General features: G+C 49.1%; 15 protein-coding genes. 13 read left to right on the forward strand and 2 right to left on the reverse strand.

Features of this window, described 5'->3' with window-relative positions; translation table 11 throughout:
• Positions 1–144: 144 nt before the first annotated feature.
• The 3 genes from recA to NSU00_RS06470 all read left to right on the forward strand — a co-directional run bounded on the left by recA (position 145) and on the right by NSU00_RS06470 (position 4,136).
• Positions 145–1,212: a recombinase RecA gene (gene recA / locus NSU00_RS06460; protein WP_195850473.1), complete on the forward strand. Its 1,068-nt coding sequence runs from the start codon at positions 145–147 to the stop codon at positions 1,210–1,212.
• Positions 1,213–1,686: 474 nt separating this feature from the next.
• Positions 1,687–3,249 (forward strand): ribonuclease Y, encoded by a 1,563-nt coding sequence (gene rny, locus NSU00_RS06465; RefSeq protein ID WP_061575574.1) that lies wholly within the window; start codon positions 1,687–1,689, stop codon positions 3,247–3,249.
• 86 nt (positions 3,250–3,335) lie between these two features.
• Positions 3,336–4,136 (forward strand): TIGR00282 family metallophosphoesterase, encoded by an 801-nt coding sequence (locus NSU00_RS06470; RefSeq protein WP_013859168.1) that lies wholly within the window; start codon positions 3,336–3,338, stop codon positions 4,134–4,136.
• Positions 4,137–4,650: 514 nt separating this feature from the next.
• On the opposite strand, the gene NSU00_RS06475 is transcribed toward NSU00_RS06470, so the two are convergent.
• On the reverse strand, positions 4,651–5,874 hold the full coding sequence (locus tag NSU00_RS06475) for an IS110 family transposase (protein ID WP_237349286.1): 1,224 nt from the start codon (positions 5,872–5,874) through the stop codon (positions 4,651–4,653).
• A 232-nt stretch (positions 5,875–6,106) separates the two neighbouring features.
• Between NSU00_RS06475 and NSU00_RS06480 the strand changes: the two genes are divergently transcribed.
• The 10 genes from NSU00_RS06480 (at position 6,107) to mutL (ending at position 18,763) form a co-directional block, all read left to right on the forward strand.
• A complete protein-coding gene (locus NSU00_RS06480; RefSeq protein ID WP_340703550.1) occupies positions 6,107–6,298 on the forward strand; it encodes a hypothetical protein in 192 nt (63 codons plus the stop codon).
• A complete protein-coding gene (spoVS, locus tag NSU00_RS06485; RefSeq protein ID WP_013859169.1) occupies positions 6,286–6,546 on the forward strand; it encodes a stage V sporulation protein SpoVS in 261 nt (86 codons plus the stop codon). The genes NSU00_RS06480 and spoVS overlap by 13 nt, the downstream gene beginning before the upstream one ends.
• A 200-nt stretch (positions 6,547–6,746) precedes the next feature.
• Complete coding sequence (locus tag NSU00_RS06490; protein WP_061566937.1) at positions 6,747–7,658, forward strand: peptidase U32 family protein; 912 nt, start codon at positions 6,747–6,749, stop codon at positions 7,656–7,658.
• A 10-nt stretch (positions 7,659–7,668) separates the two neighbouring features.
• Entirely contained in the window at positions 7,669–8,940 is a 1,272-nt protein-coding gene (locus NSU00_RS06495) for a peptidase U32 family protein (RefSeq protein ID WP_013859171.1), read from the forward strand.
• Positions 8,941–9,272: 332 nt separating this feature from the next.
• A complete protein-coding gene (locus NSU00_RS06500) occupies positions 9,273–10,898 on the forward strand; it encodes an amino acid permease (protein WP_340703551.1) in 1,626 nt (541 codons plus the stop codon).
• A gap of 338 nt (positions 10,899–11,236) precedes the next feature.
• The gene (miaB, locus tag NSU00_RS06505; protein ID WP_265115371.1) at positions 11,237–12,784 is read left to right on the forward strand and encodes a tRNA (N6-isopentenyl adenosine(37)-C2)-methylthiotransferase MiaB; all 1,548 of its coding nucleotides are present in this window, start codon (positions 11,237–11,239) and stop codon (positions 12,782–12,784) included.
• On the forward strand, positions 12,784–13,212 hold the full coding sequence (locus NSU00_RS06510; RefSeq protein WP_019721128.1) for a RicAFT regulatory complex protein RicA family protein: 429 nt from the start codon (positions 12,784–12,786) through the stop codon (positions 13,210–13,212). The genes miaB and NSU00_RS06510 overlap by 1 nt, the downstream gene beginning before the upstream one ends.
• A 211-nt stretch (positions 13,213–13,423) precedes the next feature.
• Positions 13,424–13,960, forward strand: coding sequence for an outer spore coat protein CotE (locus NSU00_RS06515; protein WP_013859176.1), 537 nt, complete (start codon positions 13,424–13,426; stop codon positions 13,958–13,960).
• 261 nt (positions 13,961–14,221) lie between these two features.
• Entirely contained in the window at positions 14,222–16,849 is a 2,628-nt protein-coding gene (gene mutS / locus NSU00_RS06520; protein ID WP_340703552.1) for a DNA mismatch repair protein MutS, read from the forward strand.
• A 15-nt stretch (positions 16,850–16,864) separates the two neighbouring features.
• Positions 16,865–18,763, forward strand: a complete 1,899-nt coding sequence (gene mutL, locus NSU00_RS06525) for a DNA mismatch repair endonuclease MutL (protein WP_340703553.1) — start codon at positions 16,865–16,867, stop codon at positions 18,761–18,763.
• A gap of 120 nt (positions 18,764–18,883) precedes the next feature.
• On the opposite strand, the gene NSU00_RS06530 is transcribed toward mutL, so the two are convergent.
• Positions 18,884–19,492 carry a hypothetical protein gene (locus NSU00_RS06530; protein WP_340702554.1) on the reverse strand — a complete coding sequence of 203 codons (609 nt, stop codon included), beginning with the start codon at positions 19,490–19,492 and terminating at the stop codon, positions 18,884–18,886.

A 19,492-nucleotide genomic window follows, 5' to 3' on the forward strand; every position in this document is an offset into this window, starting at 1 on the left:
ACCCCATTTTTTTGCCGGATTTTTGCAAAAAAGAGACGAATAGGCGTTCGACATTTTGCTTGGCAAACACGGAAAAAACGGGTATAGTATAGATATAGATTTATTGCTTTCAAGAGTCCGTGATGAATAAAAGGAGGAAATTTTGTGAATGATCGTCAACAAGCCTTAGACCAGGCTCTGAAACAAATAGAAAAGCAATTTGGCAAGGGTTCCATTATGCGGCTGGGCGAGCAGACCGACCGGGTTGTCTCCACGATCCCGACCGGTTCGCTTGCGCTTGATATTGCCCTTGGTGTCGGCGGCTACCCGCGCGGCCGCGTCATTGAAATATACGGCCCTGAAAGTTCCGGTAAAACAACGGTTGCCCTGCATGCGATTGCGGAAGTCCAGGCACAGGGCGGACAGGCTGCCTTTATTGATGCGGAACACGCACTTGACCCGGTTTATGCCCAAAAGCTCGGTGTCAACATTGATGAACTGCTCCTGTCCCAGCCGGATACGGGCGAACAGGCGCTGGAAATTGCAGAAGCGCTCGTCCGCAGCGGCGCAGTGGACATTATTGTCGTTGACTCTGTTGCTGCGCTTGTGCCGCGAGCGGAAATTGAAGGAGAAATGGGCGATTCCCATGTCGGCCTCCAGGCACGGCTAATGTCCCAGGCGCTGCGGAAATTATCGGGTGCGATCAACAAATCAAACACGATTGCGATTTTCATTAACCAAATCCGGGAAAAAGTCGGCGTGATGTTCGGCAATCCTGAAGTCACACCGGGCGGACGCGCGCTCAAGTTTTACTCGTCCGTACGCCTTGAAGTGCGCCGTGCCGAACAGATCAAACAAGGGAGCGACATTGTCGGCAACAAAACGAAAATCAAGGTTGTCAAAAACAAAGTAGCGCCTCCGTTTAAAACGGCAGAAGTGGATATTATGTACGGAGAAGGGATCTCAAAAGAAGGCGAGATCGTCGATATGGGAAGCGACCTTGACATCATCCAAAAAAGCGGGGCCTGGTATGCTTATAACGGCGAGCGGCTCGGCCAGGGGCGTGAAAATGCGAAACAGTTTTTAAAGGAAAATGCGGATTTGAAAAACGAGATTGCCGCAAAAATCCGGGAACATTACGACCTGGCGGAAGATGCCGGTTCCCATGAAACCGAAAATGCTGCAGATGAAAAGGAAGCTGTGGAAGGACAGGAAGAATTGAATTTGGAGTAACCTATAAGCGCCTGAAATGCTGACCGCATCCAGGCGCTTTTTGCCGTCCTTTTCCACCGGGCTTTTTTGCGCCGCAAAAGCTGCATGGCTGAAAGGGATCAACACAAATTATGATGGCAATCTTTCCGCTTCACTTGACAATAAAAATTCCCACCTTTAAAATTAATATGTATATTTTATTTTTCTAAAAACGACTTTCTCCTGTACGGAAAGCAAACCCTCCCGGAAGTTTCCGGAAGGGAGCCGGTTTTTAATCCGGCAGCTTTTCCGCGTACGGCTGACAGAACATCCTTGTCTTCAGCCGGACCGGGACGAAACGCATGATGTTTTCATGCCTATACACCGGAGGGGATTGCCCCGGGATCGACGTTTTACTTTTTAAGCCAGGCGCTGTATACTGTAAACCTAAGGATTAATGTAACAGCCGACATTTTTTAACGTGGAAGAAGTTCATAGCAAGAGGAGGTGAGATTGATGGAGTCTCTCATATGGATCATCTCCCTTTTGCTTGTCCTTATCGTCGGTGTAGTTGTTGGCTATTTCATCCGGAGATCAATTTATGAAGCAAAAATTGCAGGGGCGAAAAATGCGGCGGATCAGATCGTCGATGAAGCAAAACGCGAAGCTGACCGCCTGAAAAAAGAAGCCCTGCTTGAAGCGAAGGATGAAAATCATAAACTTCGTACGGATATGGAACGGGAATTGCGTGAACGAAGAAATGAATTGCAAAGACAGGAAAACCGCTTATTGCAAAAGGAAGAGAACCTCGACCGCAAAGATGAATCGCTCGATAAGCGTGAATCGATGCTTGAAAAGAAAGAGGATTCTTTAAACCTGAGACAACAACATATTGAAGAGATGGAAAGCAAATTGGAGGAGATGGTTAACGAGCAGGAGTCTGAGCTGGAAAGAATCTCGGGCCTCAATCGCGAACAGGCGAAAGCCATCATTATTGAAAAACTGGAAAACGAGCTTTCCCATGACATTGCCGTTAAGGTAAAGGAAGCGGAAACAAGGGCAAAAGAAGAAGCCGACAAAAAGGCGAAAAGCATTCTTTCGCTAGCCATTCAGCGGTGTGCAGCCGAGCATGTTGCTGAAACAACGGTATCGGTTGTCAATTTGCCGAATGATGAAATGAAAGGCCGCATCATCGGAAGGGAAGGGCGCAATATCCGGACGCTTGAAACGCTGACCGGGATTGACCTGATCATCGATGATACGCCGGAAGCGGTGATTCTTTCGGGATTCGATCCGGTGCGCCGGGAAACGGCACGCATTGCACTGGAAAAACTGGTTCAAGACGGCCGCATCCATCCGGCCCGCATTGAAGAAATGGTTGAAAAAGCAAGGCGGGAAGTGGATGAACATATACGCGAAGTGGGGGAACAAACCACTTTTGAAGTCGGTGTCCATGGCCTTCATCCGGACTTAATCAAAATTCTTGGCCGGTTAAAATTCCGCACGAGCTACGGGCAAAATGTCCTCAAGCACTCGATAGAAGTCGCATTCCTTTCCGGATTGCTGGCTGCCGAACTCGGGGAAGATGAAATCCTTGCCCGCCGTGCCGGCCTGCTTCATGATATCGGAAAAGCGGTAGACCATGAAGTAGAAGGAAGCCATGTGCAAATTGGCGTCGAACTCGCAACCAAATACAAGGAACATCCGGTGGTCATTAACAGTATTGCTTCCCACCATGGCGATACGGAACCGACCTCTATTATCGCGGTGCTTGTCGCTGCCGCTGATGCTTTATCCGCTGCACGGCCTGGGGCGCGCAGCGAAACGCTTGAACATTACATCAGGCGGCTTGAAAAGCTGGAGGAAATCGCCGAATCGTATGAAGGCGTTGAAAAATCGTTCGCTATCCAGGCGGGGAGAGAAGTACGCATTATGGTGAAACCGGAACAGATCGACGACCTGGAAGCCCACCGCCTGGCACGTGATATCCGCAAAAAAATTGAAAATGAGCTGGATTATCCGGGCCATATTAAAGTAACGGTCATTCGGGAAACGCGGGCTGTTGAATATGCAAAATAAGCGGTGACGTGTTCACCGCTTATTTTCTTTAAACGTTTTGAAAGAAAATGAAGATGGTTTTATAAAGCAAAGAAAGGATTTATTGCATGGAGATTCTATTTATAGGGGATGTTGTCGGGTCATTAGGGCGTGAGATGGTGAACGAATATTTGCCGAAGTTAAAGGCGAAATACAGGCCGCATTTGACCATCGTAAACGGGGAAAATGCAGCCGGCGGGCGCGGGATTACCAAAAACATTTACCGTGGTCTGCTGGATGCAGGTGCGGATATCATCACGCTCGGAAACCATGCATGGGACAACAAAGAGATTTTTGACTTTATTGAGGAAGCAAAATGGATGGTGCGTCCGGCCAATTTTCCGGACGGGACCCCAGGAAAAGGGATGGCGCTGATCAAAGCGGAAGGAACGGAGTTTGCAGTCATCAACCTGCAGGGCAGAACGTTTATGAATGCGCTCGATGACCCGTTCCGGAAAGCAGAAGAGATGGTGGCGCTGGCAAGAAAAAGAACCCATTTTATCTTTGTTGATTTCCATGCCGAAACGACAAGCGAAAAACAGGCAATGGGCTGGTTTCTGGACGGCAAAGTGTCGGCCGTGATCGGGACCCATACGCATGTGCAAACCGCCGATGCAAGAATTTTGCCAAACGGTACTGCCTATCTGACCGATGCCGGCATGACCGGTCCGTACGATGCCATTCTCGGTATGGACAAAGAAGCAGTAATGAAAAAATTTCTGACTTCGCTTCCCGTCCGTTTCGAAGTACCAAAGTCGGGAAGGAAAATATTAAGCGGATGCATCATCAGCCTTGATAAAAAAACAGGCAAAGCTGCAACAATCCAAAATATTTTAATCAATGAAGACCGCCCGTTTATCTCTGAATAAACGGGTTTTTTCTGTTTCCGGATGGATGCCGGGCAGAAGAGCGCCTCTTTTTATGTACCGGCGCTTATGAAGGATGGCATAACTCGCAAAACAAAGGAATATAGTAGCAGTGAAATGATTTTTCCCGCTGTGCGGGGGCAGCTCCCCGGAGTTTTTTGAGCAAGAGACGTTCATGAAAGCCCGCACGACAAGCAGGAGAATCAGCAGCCTGATATGCGGGGCGGCTGCCGGATTTTAAGGCAGCCGCCCCATTTCCAGCGAAGCTGCAAAAGGCCGGGCTGGAAACGGGCAAGAGATACTTCACGTTCGAACATGAATCGTCACTCTGAACGGACATTCGGTTAACGGAAGGAGACAAGTCCTACGGTGTGATGTCAAGGGTTAAAAACAAGTGAATTGGAAATTTTGTTGGCTCTATGTCATAAAAATGGCAATACTGAACTAAGCCTCCAGATAATTGGAATAATCTGGAAGTTTTCAAGTTCAGGCTATCGATGATGGTTACCTGGTTACCTCATCGCGTCACCTTCTTTTTCGGCGCATAAATTTGATCGTTGCGGAGCAGCGCATCGATCAGGCGCACCAGTTTTCTTGCCGTTAAGACGAGGGCGCGTTTGTGTGAGTGCTTATGCACCTCACGATATTTCTTTTGGTAAAAGGCGCGGTACTCAGGTTCGTGTCGCCGGACCAGATTGGCAGCCTCAACCAGGTAATACCGGAGATAACGATTGCCTGTACGCGCAAGCATTTTGTCATCAGCCTCAAAATCACCCGATTGGTGGCGGGGCCAGAACAATCCGGCAAATTTTGCGATCGCGGCTTGGTCGTCAAAGCGCTCAATGTCGCCGATTTCAGCGAGAATCCCAGCACAGCTCACCGGGCCTATTCCCGGAATGGTCTGGAGGGTATTCGGGATTCCATCAAGAACGCGGGCAATCGCCTTATCCAAATCCTTGATTTGGCGTTTAAGATGCCGGATGATCTCAATAGAACTGCCCAGGACCAAGTCAATCGAATCCTCCACACATTTAGAAAGCCGGTAAGAGGACCGGGCAGCTTTTTGGATGGATGCGGCCAAATCCTCGGGATCGCTAAAGCGGCCATGGCCTTTGGTCTGGAGATACATCGCTAAGTCCTCCAGAGGCATTTGGGCAATTTCATCGAGGCTATAGGCCTCAAGCAAAAATTCCGTTATGGCATGGCCGAAGACCGATGTATCCACTTCAAGGTTAAAGGCACTGAATTTGAAAAACAGATGATTCAAAAATACCTGTTGTTCCCGGGTTAAACTTTGAATCAGGTGATAGCGCATCCGTGTTAACCGTTGAAGGGCAAGGTATTGTTCTGACTGAATCACGGATTTCGGCAATCTCCCGAAACGCAAGCGGTCCGCAATTACCCAGGCATCTTTGGGATCGGTCTTGTCCATCTCGGCATAAGCCTTTTTGAAATTTCTCACCAGCTTCGGATTCAGGGTAAACACCTTTGTACGACGCTGTTTCAGCTCGGGATCTTCATGGAAAAACATTGCCGGGTGCCAACTATACACAGATGTGGCCTCCATGGCGATCTGGATGGTGTCATCCGCCTCCGCATGTTGGAGGATGGTGTCTCTTAACTCAGAGGCACCGGGAAGATTGTTTGTCACCGTTTGGGTGGCCAACGTTTCCCCCATTCCATCCATCAGGCAGGCATCGAGGTTTTTGGAGCTCACGTCAATACCGACAAATAAGGGCATATGATTTCCTCCTCTCTGTATTGGGATCGATGGAATCGGACGCTTCGGGATATCCCCAGATGGCTTGCCGATCTGTCAGCCTCGCGTATGAGAACTCATCCGGGCCGTGGGCTGCCTGGAACTGCTCATTTCCAGCACGGAGATCCGGAGGAACGGCCTACGGGTTAGACGTTCAAGCAAGAACCTGGGGATGCAGACTTTTCGAGTAGTCAGGCTACAAGGAGGGGAAGCATTGACCCAAACGATCCTAAGACCATTATCCGGGAACATCGCGAAGCGTCCAAGTCCGAACTTGTATTCCGGGCTCGCCCGGAATACAAAATCTTATATTCACTTGTCAATGAGCAGCAGAATGAACTGGAAATTGACATCCACTTTGGATTTAAACTTATTATACGAGGAGGAGAAGGAATGGAAATATTAAAAGTTTCAGCAAAATCTAATCCTAATTCTGTAGCTGGTGCACTTGCCGGTGTTCTTCGTGAAAGAGGGGGGGCGGAAATCCAGGCGATCGGGGCGGGCGCCATTAACCAGGCTGTAAAAGCCGTTGCCATTGCAAGAGGGTTTGTGGCCCCGAGCGGTGTGGATTTAATTTGCATCCCGGCTTTCACGGACATTCAGATTGAAGGAGAAGAAAGAACCGCTATTAAACTCATCGTTGAACCCCGCTGATATAGATTGGAAAGAAACGCTGTTTGCAGAAGCAGGCAGCTTTTTTTGCATGGAAAAAAGGTTTGCGGAAACTGTCATACTTTGCCGGCAAAAAAGACCCGTACCCATGATAAAGTAAAATCGTGGCGCACTTTATCTTTGCGCCTTTTTGGCGGTTTTTTTACTGCAGCCTGAAAAAGCGGCTGAAGGAGGGGTGGAAGTTGATCCATATCGTTGCTACCGCTGAATCGGCCGGGCAGGCTGAAGCGCTGATTGCGGCCGGAGTGGATACCCTCTATATCGGAGGGAACCGTTTCGGCCTGCGCATGCCCGGCCATATCACGCTTGAAGAAATAGGCGACATTACAAAGTTTGCACACCGGCAGAACAGGAAAGTGTATACAGCCGTTAACGGATTGATGCACAACGGACATATAGAGGCGCTTCCGGAATATTTGTCATCGCTTGAAAAAGCGGGAGTGGATGCGATCACTGCCGGGGATCCGGGCGTGATACAGCTCTTAAAAGAAATGAAACTGAATCTGCCTTATATTTACGATGCGCAGACGCTTGTCACATCGGCAAACCAGATAAAGTTCTGGCTCAAACGCGGGGCAATAGGTGCCGTGGCGGCACGCGAATGTACTTTTATTGAATTAAAAGAAATACAGGCGCAAATCAGGCAGCCCGTCGAGGTACAAGTATACGGCCCGACATGCATCCACCATTCGAAGCGCCGTTTGCTTTCGAATTACACCCAATTTGCGCATCTTGATGCCGGCACAACTGTCCGTGACAGGCTCAGCATCAGCGAGAAGAAAGACCGGGAAAAGCAGTATCCGCTTTTTGAGGATGAAAATGGCACCCATATTTTTTCCGCAGAAGACATTGCGCTCATTCGGTATTTGCCGGATCTGCACAGGGCCGGGCTGGATACGTGGAAACTCGACGGCATTTTGGCCGAAGGGGAAACCTTTACGGACATTGCCGCCCTTTATGTCCGGGCAAAAGAAGCGGTGCTGTCCGGCACATTTGATGCGGCGCGTTTTTCAGCTGAGCTTTTGCAATTGCAGCCGGAAACGCGGAAGCTTGGCACGGGGTTTTTCCTGCGGCAGCCGGATGAAGTACAGTAGGAGGGAGAATATGCGAAACATCATCAAAAAACCGGAAGTACTTGCGCCGGCCGGAAATCTTGAAAAACTGGAAATCGCCGTCCGCTATGGCGCGGATGCCGTATATATTGGCGGACAGGCTTACGGCTTGCGTTCGAGAGCCGGCAATTTTACGTACGGCGAGATGAAGGAAGGGGTCCGCTTTGCGCATGCCCGCGGCGCAAAAGTGTATGTAGCTGCAAATATGGTCGGCCATGAAGGCGATGATGAAGGGGCAGGGGATTTTTTCCGCACACTAAAGGAGATCGGGATTGACGCTGTCATCATCTCCGACCCGGGCTTTATCACCATTTGTATGGAAGAGGCGCCCGGACTTGCCGTCCACTTGTCGACCCAGGCTTCTGCAACAAATTACAAAGCGCTTCAGTTCTGGGAGCAGGAAGGGGTCGAAAGGGTGGTTCTGGCCCGCGAAGTCAGCCTTGAAGAAATCCGCGAAATCCGGAAAAATACCGGTATGGAAATAGAAGCGTTTGTACAGGGGGCGATGTGCATTTCGTATTCCGGGCGTTGCGTGCTGTCCAACCATATGGCAAACCGCGACGCAAACCGGGGCGGATGCGCCCAGTCGTGCCGTTGGAAATATGACTTGTTTGAAAATGATGGGGCCGGCATCTTAACAGCCGGCGGCGAGCCGTTTTCCATGAGTGCGGTGGACCTTACGATGATCCATCACGTGCCGGAATTGATTGAAGCGGGTGTGGGAAGTTTTAAAATTGAAGGCAGAATGAAGTCGATCCACTATGTTTCGACTGTGGCGAATGTGTACCGGGCGATTGTCGATGCCTATTGCGAAGATCCAGGCCATTTTGTTTTTGACCCGGCGTGGGAAGAAGAAATTTGGAAAGTGGCACAACGGGAACTGGCAACCGGTTTTTACTTTGGGGAACCGGATGCCCGCCAGCAACTGTTCGGGCGCCCCCGCAAAATCCCGAAATATACTTTCGCTGCCCGCGTTTTGGATTACGACCCGGCTACAAAAATCGCCACGCTTGAACAGCGCAACCATTTTGCGGCAGGGGAAGAAGTGGAGTTTTACGGGCCGGGGTTTTCCCGTTTCACACAAACCATCCGCAAGCTTTGGGATGAAGACGGCAAATGCATTGAACGTGCCCCGAATGCGCTGATGACCGTGAAAACGATCACCGACCATCCTGTAAAACCTTATGATTTGATGCGGATACGCAAAATGCCGGTGAGTACGGCGCGCTTTTCAAACTTCCCTGTACAGGCTCCAAGTGAATGAAAATTTACCTCAAAACGGCGGGATATCAAAACATGTCCCCGCCGTTTTTTGCATCCACGGCTTTCGTTAATTTGCCTTCCAATGGTATGCAAAATAGATTATGCTATGCATTTTTGCATAAGAAGTTTTCCTTTTTCCCGCCTGTCCCTCCGAAATCCCGCGGCTGCTTTTCCCAAATTCTGAGTTTTTTAAATCCTCCCTTTGTTTTTCTGGCAATTGGTATGAAAATTGCAAAGATGTAGAATAATAGTCCTCCGCGTGGATGGAAGCGGATCTGCCTTATTGGCGTACCAAAAAGCAAACATCTTTGATTTGTGGAATAGAGAGGGAGGATGATAAAATTGGAGAATGTGACATTAAAGCGTTCACTCGGTTTATGGGCCATCGTCGGACTCGGGTTAGGGTATATGACGCCTACCATTGTGTTTGATACTTTTGGCATCGTATCAAAGGAAACCAATGGGGTGGTGCCACTTGCCTATATCACAGCTTTGATTGTCATGCTGTTTACCGCTATCAGTTACGGGAAGATGGTAAAAGTTTTCCCGAACGCCGGATCTGCCTACACGTATACAAGGGAAACGATGAACCCCCATCTCGGGTTCCTTGTCGGATGGGCGGCGTTGCTCGACTATTTGCTGTTGCCCATGGTGAATGCTTTAATTATCCGGATTTATATGGTATCCGTCTTTCCAAACGTGCCCGCCTGGGTCTGGGTGGTGGCGTATGTAGCCGGCGTGACGGGCATCAATGTATGGAGCATGGGGAAAACGTCCAATATGAACACCATTCTTGTTGCTTTTGAATTGGTGCTGATCGCCGCTTTTCTTGTGCTGGCCATTGTACAATTTTCGCACGGGATGGGAAAAGGCACGGTTATCACTTTCGATCCGCTTTACCACTCCGGTGTCCGTTTGAGCGCGGTCCTGACGGGTGCGACAGTCGTATGTTTCTCGTTTATCGGCTTTGATGCGGTGACGATGTATGCGGAGGAAGCGAAAGATCCCAAAATCATGCCGAAAGCGATCATGCTGACGGTTTTTATCGGCGGAGCGGTCTTTTTTATCGCCAGTTATTTCGCGCAAGCCTTGTTTCCGGACGTTTCTCATTTTAAAAACACGGATGACACATTGCCCGAAATCGGATTGTACGTGGGCGGAACGCTGTTTAAGTTATTGTTTATTTCCGGTGCATTTGCCGCCACGGTTGCGTCCGGCCTTGCTTCCCATGCCAGTGTTTCACGGCTGTTATATGTGATGGGGAGAAACGGCGTCCTGCCGAAGCAATGGTTTGGATACGTGCATCCAAAATTCCGGACCCCCGCTTGGAATGTAATCCTTGTCGGCCTGGTGTCGCTGCTTGCGATCACGCCCAGCCTGGAGCTCATTTCCTCGTTTATCAACTTTGGCGCTCTTATTGCTTTTACATTCGTCAATTTATCTGTTATTGCCTTCTTTGTCTTCCGGAAAAAGCGCTATAAAACGGCAAAAGATGTGTTTTCTTACCTGGTGATGCCGGCCGGCGCGGTGGTCGCGAAAGAAGAAGTGTTCAAAAGCTGGTTCCCGAATCCGTTCATGCATACCACCACTTTCGGCAGAAATCCGCTTGCCTGTGCAGCGGCAATTGCCACGATCGGCGTCCTCATCGAGGGAAAACTGCCGGAACGCGCGGCTGCTTGCGGGGAATATTTTTTAAACGGCTTAAAAGAGGCGGCAAAAGGCCACGAAGACATTGTCCAGGAAGTCCGCGGGAAAGGATTAATGATCGGAGTAGAATTCCACTCGGATGAACTCGGTTATGAAGTGGCAAAAGGCATGTTTGACGGGGGTGTGCTTGTTGCGGGAACATTGATTAATTCAAAAACCTTGCGCTTTGAACCGGCGCTTACGATCAGCTATGAAGAAGTCGACCAGGTTATCCGCACGTTTAAACATGTTTTATCGCAAGTAAAGGCATAAAATCCAAAACGGATGAGAAACGCAAAAAGCCTCTGCCTGATACAGGAAGAGGCTTTTTGCGCCGGGCGCGGAGGTAAGCCCCCTTTTTTCCGGTAAAGCGCAAATCCCCGGCGTTTTGCCAAATGCGACTCCGGCACAAACCGCGAACAGATCCGTGTTAATTGGTTAAACAACCGGGATTTGAAGCCCGGTTGTTCCTAGATCGTGAAAAACTTGGCACATACCCGGGCACGAGGTTTGTTGTAATAGGAGAAAAAACCATTTATACTGGTTATACGCATGATGTTTATATGGTTGCCGCAATAGCGCGGCATGGTGCAAACAGAAAGGGGATTGCCATGAACGAGAAACAGCGTTTGGAACAGCAGCAAGTGAACCCTGTAGAGCCTGCGGACAAAAAATCCGAAAAGGACTACAGCAAATATTTCCAATCGGTTTATATTCCGCCAAATTTAAAAGAAGCAAGAAAACGCAGCCGGAAACCGGTCCAGTATTTTAAAGACTTTGAAATCGATGAAGACTTAAAAGGCATGGGCGACGGATTGAAATTTTACATCCGGACTTACGGCTGCCAAATGAACGAACATGACACGGAAGTGATGGCCGGCATTTTTATGCAGCTTGGCTACACGCCGACCGAAACGGTGGAAGATGCGGATGTGGTTCTGCTGAATACATGCGCCATCCGTGAAAACGCCGAAAATAAAGTGTTTGGCGAAATCGGCCACCTGAAACCGTTGAAAACGGAAAAACCGGACATGCTGATCGGGGTTTGCGGCTGTATGTCGCAGGAAGAATCCGTCGTCAATAAAATTTTGCAAAAACACCCGCATGTCGATATGGTTTTCGGCACCCACAACATTCACCGCCTGCCGTACATTTTAAAAGAAGCGTATATGTCCAAGGCAATGGTTGTGGAAGTATGGTCCAAAGAAGGCGACGTGATCGAAAGCCTGCCGAAAGTGCGCAAAGGCAACATCAAGGCATGGGTGAACATCATGTACGGATGCGATAAATTCTGCACGTACTGCATTGTGCCGTATACGCGCGGAAAAGAGCGTTCAAGGCGCCCGGAAGACATCATCCAGGAAGTGCGCGAACTGGCCGCCAAAGGCTACAAGGAAATCACGTTGCTCGGCCAGAACGTCAATGCCTACGGAAAAGATTTTGACGACCTTGAATACGGCCTTGGTGATTTGATGGATGATCTGCGCAAAATCAACATCCCGCGCATCCGCTTTACCACGAGCCATCCGCGCGATTTCGACGACCGCCTGATCGAAGTGCTGGCGAAAAAAGGAAACCTCGTCGAGCATATCCATCTTCCGGTCCAGTCCGGTTCAAGCGAAATTTTAAAAATTATGGGCCGCAAATATACGCGGGAACAATATTTGGAACTCGTCAGAAAAATCAAAGCCGCGATTCCGGATGTGGCGCTGTCCACCGATATTATTGTCGGTTTCCCGAACGAAACCGAAGAGCAGTTTGAAGAAACATTGTCCCTGTATAAAGAAGTCGGGTTCGAAACGGCCTATACATTTATTTATTCCCCACGCGAAGGCACGCCGGCAGCGAGAATGAAAGACAATATCCCGATGAAAGTGAAAAAGGAAAGGCTGCAGCGCCTGAATGAACTCGTCAATGCCTATTCAAAAGCAGCCATGGAAAAATACGAAGGCCAGGTTGTGGAAGTGCTTGTAGAAGGCGAAAGCAAAAACAATCCGGAAATTTTAGCCGGTTACACACGCAAAAACAAACTTGTCAACTTCAAAGGCCCGAAATCAGCGATTGGAAAACTCGTGCAGGTAAAAATTACGAAGGCGAAAACATGGTCACTGGACGGGGAAATGGTGGCTGTGCTTGATCCGGCCGGGGTGGAAGCGTGATGCAGAAGTTTACAAAAGATGATATTGTCGCAAAAGCTGCCGAACTGGCGAAAATGATTGCGGAAACGGAAGAAGTGGATTTTTTTAAACGGGCGGAAGCGCAAATCAATGAAAATGAGAGAGTCCGCAATTTAATTGCCAATATCAAAGCTTTGCAAAAGCAGGCTGTCAATTTGCAGCATTATGGAAAAAAAGAAGCGTTAAAACAAGTGGAAGCCAAAATAGACGAACTGGAAGAAGAACTGGACGGCATCCCGGTCGTCCAGGAGTTCAAGCAGTCGCAGACGGACGTAAACGACCTGCTCCAGCTTGTAACAAACACCATTTCCAATACGGTTACGGATGAAATCATCAAATCCACCGGCGGCGATCTTTTAAAAGGCCAAACCGGATCCCAGGTGAAATATTCTTCCGGCACCCTCCACTGAAAAAAACGGTGTGCACCCGGGTGCACACCGTTTTTTTTTTTTTTTTTTTTTTTTTTGCACGCCCAAGGCAAATCCATTCCCGGGTACGGGCACTCCTTCAGAGCCGCGGCATATGTTAGGATTACCCGGAGGTGGCGGGAAAAAGAATTGGCACACCGGCCTGGGTAAAAGCATAGGATGAATTGAAAATAGATGAGGAGGGTTCGCTCGAATGGCAGAATATAGAGAAATCATTACAAAAGCAGTCGTTGCGAAAGGGCGCAAATTTACGCAGTCCAATCATACGATTTGCCCGCCGCAGCATCCTTCGAGCATTTTAGGCTGCTGGATTATCAACCATAAGTACGAAGCCAGGAAAATAGATAAAGAAGTTAAAATCCGCGGCTCTTATGATGTGAACATCTGGTACTCCCATAATGACAATACGAAGACATCGGTCATGACGGAAAAAGTCGAGTATACCGATACCGTTAAATTGCATTACAGGGATCCGGATTGCCTGGACGACAAAGAAGTCATCGCAAGCGTCCTGCAGCAGCCGAATTGCATTGAAGCGGTCATTTCGCCAAACGGCAATAAAATCATTGTCAGTGTCGAAAGAGAGTTTCTCGTGGAAGTCATCGGTGAAACAAAAGTTTGTGTTGCCATCTCGCCTGAAGGGTGCAGCGATGATGATGAATGGGAAGAAAGCAGCGACGAGTTTGAAGAATTAAACCCTGACTTTTTAGTGGGAAGTGAAGAAGAATAGAAGCCGCAAACTAGGAGGCATACACTCCTAGTTTTTTTCTGGGCGCGGCGGATTTCACCACCAAAACGCTTGTGCCGCTTAGAATGCGATTAAAGTTTTTCCCGGATCCCCACAGCGGGCTTTGCCACAGGAAAGAAAAAACCCGGCACCCCGGAGGAGGCATTGAAAATCAACAGACAAGGCCCGGTTTTTGTAAAATGATCCGTATTTCAATTTATGAAGGCCTTTATGCAAATATGTTATAATAAACAGGATTGAAGAATGATTGATAAGCAGGAAAGGAATTTGGTAAGAATGGCTGCGTATACCCCAATGATCCAGCAATATTTGCAAGTGAAGGCGGAATATCAGGATGCCTTTTTATTTTTCCGCCTCGGCGATTTCTATGAAATGTTTTTCGAAGATGCCATTAAAGCGTCCCAGGAACTTGAAATTACATTAACGAGCAGGGACGGCGGCGGCGACGAAAAAATCCCGATGTGCGGGGTACCGTACCATTCCGCCAGCACTTATATTGAACAGCTGATTGATAAAGGCTATAAAGTGGCAATATGTGAACAGATGGAAGACCCGAAACTGGCAAAGGGCGTTGTCAAGCGGGAAGTCATCCAGCTGATTACCCCCGGCACCCTGATGGAGGGCAAATCGCTCGCAGAAAAAGAAAACCACTATATTGCGTCTGTTGCATCCCTGGCGGACGGGCATTTCGCGATTGCCTATATTGATTTGTCAACAGGGGAGGGCAAGGGTTGCCTGTTGGAAGGCCCGTTTGAAGAAGTGCTGAATGAACTGGCGTCAATCGGCGCAAAAGAAGCTGTGGTAGATCCGGAATTTCCGGATGAGTACGCGCGGCTGATGAAAAATACAGGAAATATCACCATTTCCTTCGAAACGGATACCGCCGTCAAGGAAGGCTTTGAAAAGCTTTTGCCCCAGCTTAAACCGGAGCTTTTGCAGCTGGCTGCGGCAAGGCTGTTAAACTATTTATTCCGCACGCAAAAAAGGAGCCTCGACCATCTACAGCCGGTTGAAATGTATGAAGTCCGCCGGTTTTTAAACATCGATTATTATTCCAAGCGCAATCTCGAACTGACAGAGACGATCCGCGGGCAAGGAAAAAAAGGATCGCTTTTATGGCTGCTCGATGAAACGATGACGGCCATGGGCGGACGGCTTTTAAAACAGTGGATCGGCCGGCCGCTTCTTAAGCAAGAAAAAATTGAAGCGCGGCTTCAAATGGTGGAAACCTTTTTAAACCATTACTTTGAACGGGAGGATATTCGCGGGCGCCTGAAGGAAGTATACGATCTCGAAAGGCTTGCCGGCCGGGTGGCATTCGGCAATGTGAATGCGCGCGACCTGATCCAGCTGAAATGTTCGCTGCAGCAAATCCCGGGCATCCGGGCGGTCATGGAGAGCATGGAAAGCCCGGAAAGCAAAAAACTGGCGGCGCTTCTTGACCCGTGCGAAGAACTGACAGATTTGCTCGAACGCGCCATTGAGGACAGTCCCCCGGTTTCCGTGAAGGAAGGCGGGATGATCCGTGACGGCTATAACGAAGAGCTGGACCGTTACCGCGACGCAAGCAAAAACGGCAAGCAGTGGATTGCAAGCCTCGAACGCGAAGAGCGCGAGCGGACCGGGATCAAGTCGCTGAAAGTCGGATACAACCGCGTGTTCGGCTACTATATCGAAGTGACGAAGGCAAACCTCCACCTGCTCGAAGAAGGCCGGTATGAACGGAAACAGACGCTGGCGAATGCCGAGCGGTTCATTACACCGGAATTGAAAGAAAAAGAAGCGCTTATTTTGCAGGCGGAAGAAAGAATGATCGACCTGGAATACGAGCTGTTTACGGAAATCCGGGCACATGTAAAAGAATTTATTCCGCGGCTGCAGCGCCTCGCAAAAGCGGTCAGCACGATTGATGTGCTGCAAAGCTTTGCCGTCGTAAGCGAAAAACGCCACTACACAAAGCCGGTATTCCGGACAGACGGCGTGCTGAAGATTACGGAAGGGCGCCATCCGGTTGTTGAAAAAGTGCTCGATTCGCAAAGCTATGTGCCAAACGACTGCCTGATGGATGAAAACCGGGAGATTCTGCTGATTACCGGGCCGAACATGTCCGGGAAAAGCACGTATATGCGGCAAATTGCACTGACGGTAATCCTTGCGCAAATCGGCTGCTTTGTGCCGGCACGCGAGGCGGAGCTACCGGTTTTTGACCGGATTTTTACACGGATTGGCGCAGCTGATGATCTCATTTCCGGTCAGAGTACGTTCATGGTCGAAATGCTGGAAGCGAAAAACGCGATTGCAAACGCAACGGAACGAAGCCTGATTTTATTTGATGAAATCGGGCGCGGAACGTCTACATATGACGGGATGGCACTTGCCCAGGCGATGATCGAATACATCCATGATGAAATCGGGGCCAAAACGCTTTTTTCCACCCATTATCATGAGCTGACGGCGCTTTCTGCAGATCTGGGCAAGCTGCAAAACGTCCATGTCACCGCCATGGAGCAAAACGGCAAAGTTGTTTTCCTCCATAAAATCAAAGAAGGCCCTGCAGATAAAAGTTACGGGATCCATGTGGCAAAACTGGCCGGCCTGCCGGAACAAGTAATTCGTCGCGCCGAAAAAATCCTCCATGCGCTTGAAAACCAGGATAATGGCGAGACGCAAATGAACCCCCCGGAAGCGGCTGGTACCAGCGAACCCGCGCAACTGTCCTTTTTTGAAGAGCCAGAAACGCCGCGCCAGAAAACCGTTGAAGCAAAGGAAAGAAAGGTGCTCAAGCAAATCAGGGAACTCGATCTGCTTGAGATGACGCCGCTTGCGGCCATGAATGCACTCTATGAAATCCAGAAAAAATTAAAAAAATAGGTGGTGTTGTCCGCGATGGGAAAAATTGCACAACTGGACGAGTCGCTTTCGAACAGGATTGCAGCCGGTGAAGTGGTTGAACGGCCGGCATCTGTCGTGAAGGAACTGGCGGAAAATGCCATTGACGCGGAAAGCACGGTCATCGAAATTGATGTCTGGGAAGCCGGTATGGAAAAAATCCGTATGATTGATAATGGAACCGGCATCGAGCCTGAAGATGTTGAGCTTGCTTTCTCACGCCACGCCACAAGCAAAATTAAAAACGAACATGATCTGTTCCGGATCCGTTCGCTCGGATTCCGCGGCGAAGCGCTGCCGAGCATTGCGGCTGTTGCCCGTGTTGAGATGGTCACCTCAACCGGAAACGGGCCCGGGACAAAAGCGGTCATTGAAGGCGGGAAATGGGTGGCCCGCGAACAGGCGCCGAGCCGGAGAGGAACCGAAATTACGGTCACCGATTTATTTTTTAACACGCCTGCGCGGTTAAAATATATGAAGTCGATCCATACCGAGCTCGGCAATATTACCGATGTGGTGAACCGCCTCGCGCTCAGCCATCCCGAGGTGTCTTTCCGCCTCCGCCACGGCGGAAAGATGCTGCTTCAGACAAGCGGGAACGGCGATGTGCGCCAGGTGCTTGCCGCCATTTACGGCGTGAACATTGCCAAAAAAATGATTCCGGTACACAGCCAAACGCTTGATTTTGAAATCAACGGTTTTATCGCTTTGCCGGAAATTACGCGGGCTTCGCGCAATTATATTTCCACGATGGTAAACGGCCGGTTTATTAAAAATTACGCGCTTGTAAAAGCCATATTGGAAGGATTCCATACACTGCTCCCGATCGGCCGCTACCCGATTGTGCTGCTATCGCTGAAAATGGATCCGGTGTTAGTCGATGCGAATGTCCACCCGGCCAAGCTGGAAGTGCGGTTCAGCAAAGAAAAGGAACTGTGCCGGGCGATTACGGACGCGATTAAAGCTGCTTTCAAAAAGCAGGAATTGATTCCGTCCGGCATGGTGCGGCAGGCAGAAAAGCTAAAACAGGAACAGGTGTCGTTCCAGCTTGACCATTTGCCGGAAAAAACGAAACCGGAAACCCCGAAAGCTTTCTCTGCGCCGGTTGCGCCGCACCCATCGCCCCGGCCGGAGGAAGCGAAAACGGGGCAGCCTTATAAAAGCCCGGATGCGGAACAGCCGACCGCCGATTTCCCGCCATTTTCAGGAGGAAATTCGGATCCCGTTTTACCGGAAGAGATCCGCGAACCGGTGCGTGCTGCATTGGATGTTAAAGAGGCAAAGGGGCAGCTGGCGGCACAGCAGCCGGCATCCCGCATTCCGCCGATGTATCCGATCGGCCAGATGCACGGCACGTATATTTTTGCACAAAATGAAAACGGCCTGTATATCATTGACCAGCACGCTGCCCAGGAGCGGGTCAAGTATGAATTTTTCCGTGAAAAAGTCGGCGAAGTGAAAAAAGAGGTGCAGGAAATGCTTGTGCCGCTGACTTTGGAATACGCGACGGATGAAGCGATTAAAATTCAGGAGAACCTTGAAGCGCTGAAAGAGGTCGGCGTTTTCCTTGAACCATTCGGGCATAACAGCTTTATTGTCCGTTCCCATCCGACATGGTTCCCGAAAAATGAGGAAAAAGAAGTCATTGAGGAAATGATCGAGCATGTCCTTTCCATAAAAAAAGTCGATGTAAAAAAATTGCGTGAAAAAGCGGCGATTATGATGAGCTGCAGAGGGTCCATCAAGGCGAACCGGCATTTGCGCAATGACGAAATCCAGGCGCTGCTTGATGCGCTCCGGATGGCATCCGACCCGTTTACATGCCCGCACGGCCGCCCGATCATCATCCACTATTCGGTATACGAACTCGAAAAAATGTTCAAACGTGTCATGTAATCCCCGATCACGAAACCCCTTGTTAAACAAGGGGTTTCGTTCTTTTTAACGGATGTTTGACTACAATTTGGCTACATTTATTGCTGGACGCTGTTCTTTCGGAGCGCTTCGCAAAATGGATTACTGTTTTCTTTGTTTTAGCAGATTGACTTCATATTCCGTATCGGCGACTTTACGGTTTACAAAAATAACCCCTTCACGCAGTTCTTTAACAGCGTCCTTGACACCTGCAATTTCGCCATGGGCATGGTGGACATCCATTGACAGGGCATCAAGCTTTGCATCGGTTTCTTCCTGGCGGTCGCGGATTGCCCGAACCATTTGATAAAGTTCATCCTGGCCGGATTTCATAACTTCCAATTTTTTGTTCAGTTCTATTTGGCCTGATTCCATAACTTCCAATTTTTTGTTCAGTTCTATTTGGCCTGATTCCATAGCTTCCAATTTATTGTTCAGTTCAACTTGGCCTGATTCCATAACTTCCAATTTTTTGTTCAGTTCTATTTGGCCTGATTCCATAACTTCCAATTTTTTGTTCAATTCCACTTGGCCTGATTCCATAATTTCCAATTTATTGTTCAATTCCACTTGGCCTGATTCCATAATTTCCAATTTATTGTTCAGTTCTATTTGGCCTGATTCCATAACTTCCAATTTTTTGTTCAATTCCACTTGGCCTGATTCCAACGAGTTTAATTTATCCAGAATAATGTCCAGCCTCTGATCCAT

This window comes from Weizmannia sp. FSL W8-0401, assembly GCF_038009125.1.
Classification (GTDB): domain Bacteria; phylum Bacillota; class Bacilli; order Bacillales; family Bacillaceae_C; genus Weizmannia; species Weizmannia coagulans.

Excerpts from the sequence above, each read along its gene's own strand:
- rny (WP_061575574.1), top strand. The coding sequence starts at position 1,687 with ATGGAGTCTCTCATATGGATCATCTCCCTTTTGCTTGTCCTTATCGTC.
- NSU00_RS06470 (WP_013859168.1), top strand. The coding sequence starts at position 3,336 with ATGGAGATTCTATTTATAGGGGATGTTGTCGGGTCATTAGGGCGTGAG.
- NSU00_RS06475 (WP_237349286.1), bottom strand. The coding sequence starts at position 5,874 with ATGCCCTTATTTGTCGGTATTGACGTGAGCTCCAAAAACCTCGATGCC.
- spoVS (WP_013859169.1), top strand. The coding sequence starts at position 6,286 with ATGGAAATATTAAAAGTTTCAGCAAAATCTAATCCTAATTCTGTAGCT.
- NSU00_RS06495 (WP_013859171.1), top strand. The coding sequence starts at position 7,669 with ATGCGAAACATCATCAAAAAACCGGAAGTACTTGCGCCGGCCGGAAAT.
- NSU00_RS06500 (WP_340703551.1), top strand. The coding sequence starts at position 9,273 with ATGATAAAATTGGAGAATGTGACATTAAAGCGTTCACTCGGTTTATGG.
- miaB (WP_265115371.1), top strand. The coding sequence starts at position 11,237 with ATGAACGAGAAACAGCGTTTGGAACAGCAGCAAGTGAACCCTGTAGAG.
- NSU00_RS06510 (WP_019721128.1), top strand. The coding sequence starts at position 12,784 with ATGCAGAAGTTTACAAAAGATGATATTGTCGCAAAAGCTGCCGAACTG.
- NSU00_RS06515 (WP_013859176.1), top strand. The coding sequence starts at position 13,424 with ATGGCAGAATATAGAGAAATCATTACAAAAGCAGTCGTTGCGAAAGGG.
- mutS (WP_340703552.1), top strand. The coding sequence starts at position 14,222 with ATGATTGATAAGCAGGAAAGGAATTTGGTAAGAATGGCTGCGTATACC.
- mutL (WP_340703553.1), top strand. The coding sequence starts at position 16,865 with ATGGGAAAAATTGCACAACTGGACGAGTCGCTTTCGAACAGGATTGCA.
- NSU00_RS06530 (WP_340702554.1), bottom strand. The coding sequence starts at position 19,492 with ATGGATCAGAGGCTGGACATTATTCTGGATAAATTAAACTCGTTGGAA.